Origin of the sequence: Marinobacter sp. DSM 26671 (assembly GCF_900112835.1) — a bacterium.
In the GTDB taxonomy this organism is placed as follows: domain Bacteria; phylum Pseudomonadota; class Gammaproteobacteria; order Pseudomonadales; family Oleiphilaceae; genus Marinobacter; species Marinobacter flavimaris.
The window spans coordinates 1-1,922 of the sequence record NZ_FONF01000063.1 but is presented as its reverse complement, the minus strand read 5'-3'; the positions used below and the strand labels follow the sequence as shown (position 1 = coordinate 1,922).

Below are 1,922 nucleotides of genomic sequence, written 5' to 3'. Positions count from 1 at the left end.
GAGCGCCTTCTTGGCCAACGCCTTTCCTGAGTCATAGAGACCGTAGCCCTTAAGCTCCACGAACTTCTGCGCTTTTTCCCGAGGAACCCCAAGATGTACGTGCTCGGTAATGGTACGTTTAGTTCCATGCACCTTGCTTCCATCAGCCTTATGACTGACCACGCACTTTACCCTCTTGCTTTCGCGCCGACAGACGACGGAATAGCCTAGAAAGGTAAATCCTTGTTTTGGGTCCACGATGCCAGATTTCTCTTGCGAGATTTCCAGCCTCAACTCCGTTTCCACGAAGCGGGTGACGTCTGCCATGATTGCTTTCGCTTCCTGCTTAGTGCCAATGACACCAATCAAAAAGTCGTCCGCATATCTGACATACCTCAGACGCTTGAAGCCGGGGTCGTCCATCAGCACACTGCTCATGTTGCCGAGTCTTTCCCCCCATTCCTGAATCTCACGCCGCCATATAGCAGCCTTTTCTTCAATTATGTCGCTTCGCTCTTTGAGCCATTTTATCCGATTACTCCGATTGCACAGAAGTTTTCGGTATTCAGGGTTGGGTCTTCTCCGGCTGCCCATGCTGAACTCCTTGACCTTACTCACCATGAACTCATCGAGTTCGTGCAGGTAAATGTTGGCCAGAATTGGAGAGATAATCCCTCCTTGAGGTGTCCCGCTGTGCGTGCCGTAGTATCGCCAGTCTTCCATGTATCCGGCCTTCAGAAATCTCCGAACCAGGTTCAGAAACTTTCGGTCATCAACACGTTTGCTCATAAAATGCAGCAAGCGATCATGGTCGATATTGTCGAAGTACCCTTTGATGTCTACGTCACAGACCCATTTGGTTCCCTTCCAGCTATCCCTTATCTCATTGAGGGCGGTATGACATGATCGGTTTGGCCGAAAGCCAAAGCTCCAATCTGAGAAGACCGGTTCATAGATCTCCTCCAACAACATCCGCATTACTTCTTGGATGAGTTTGTCATCACCATTTGGCACCCCCAGAGGTCTGGTTTTGCCTTTTGGGTTCCTCGGGTCTTTCGGTATCTCCACTCTGCGGCAAGGACTTGGTTTGTAAACTCCGGTCTGGATCAAGTAGATCAGATGAGTCACCCGGTCTTCCCCGAATCCATCCAGCGTGTTTCCATTTACCCCTCGGGTCAAAGCCCCTTTATTGGCGTAAATGTTCGCATACGCTTGAGTCCACAAGTCCCTGTTGCTACACATGATCTTGTGCAGCTTCCTTACCTTGGCTCCACTTTTACTCGCTTTGCCTATACCACCTAGCGCATTGAGTGTTCTTTGAGATAGCACTGACTATCGAACCTCGCTCTATTGGCATGTTCTTGTCTGACTCCCTTCCCCCTTACGGTTGGACTTTCATTACTATTGCTAGAAACTTATATCCAGCTTTCAGGTCAGGTTGGTTACTGACTGCTAGACCCATTACAGGTCAACATTGGGTACTACGAAGTCTCCGTTGCCGTGCAGGCCCATAGTTGAGACCTGTTTAGGCAATCCCGCATTTCTAGGTAGTCAAGGTGCGTCCCACTTAGGTTCCACTTACGTCCCCTTAACACTCTCACCGAGCGCGTGTCACGTGGTTGGTTAGCCGGGTGTTCTAATCATCTCCCCGACTACACGTGAAGTGACCTCTCAAGAGTCATAGGTCACTGATATCCCGAAACCCACAAAGGACTATGGTTCAACCAATCAGGCTTAACCGTATGGGACTTGCAATGACGGGCGCAAGTTAGACTCTTTCACCGCCACCCGCCTTTTCCTGACATGCTGCACTCCCCTCCCTCTTTCGAGGTTCAAGCCCATTACTGGGCGAGGATAAGTCAGGTTTGCAATAGGCCTACCAACAGCCTATACTTGTAGCACGAATGCCGTAAGCGCTTGATTTACCTAGCAAAACGGCGCAC

At 50.1% G+C, this 1,922-nt stretch carries 1 protein-coding gene; it reads right to left on the bottom strand.

The window, feature by feature from the left end; all coding sequences use genetic code 11:
• Nucleotides 1–1,107: reverse transcriptase/maturase family protein (locus BM035_RS22130; protein ID WP_217646379.1), on the bottom strand; the 1,107-nt coding region annotated here is incomplete at its 3' end.
• Between the last annotated feature and the right edge of the window lie 815 nt (nt 1,108–1,922).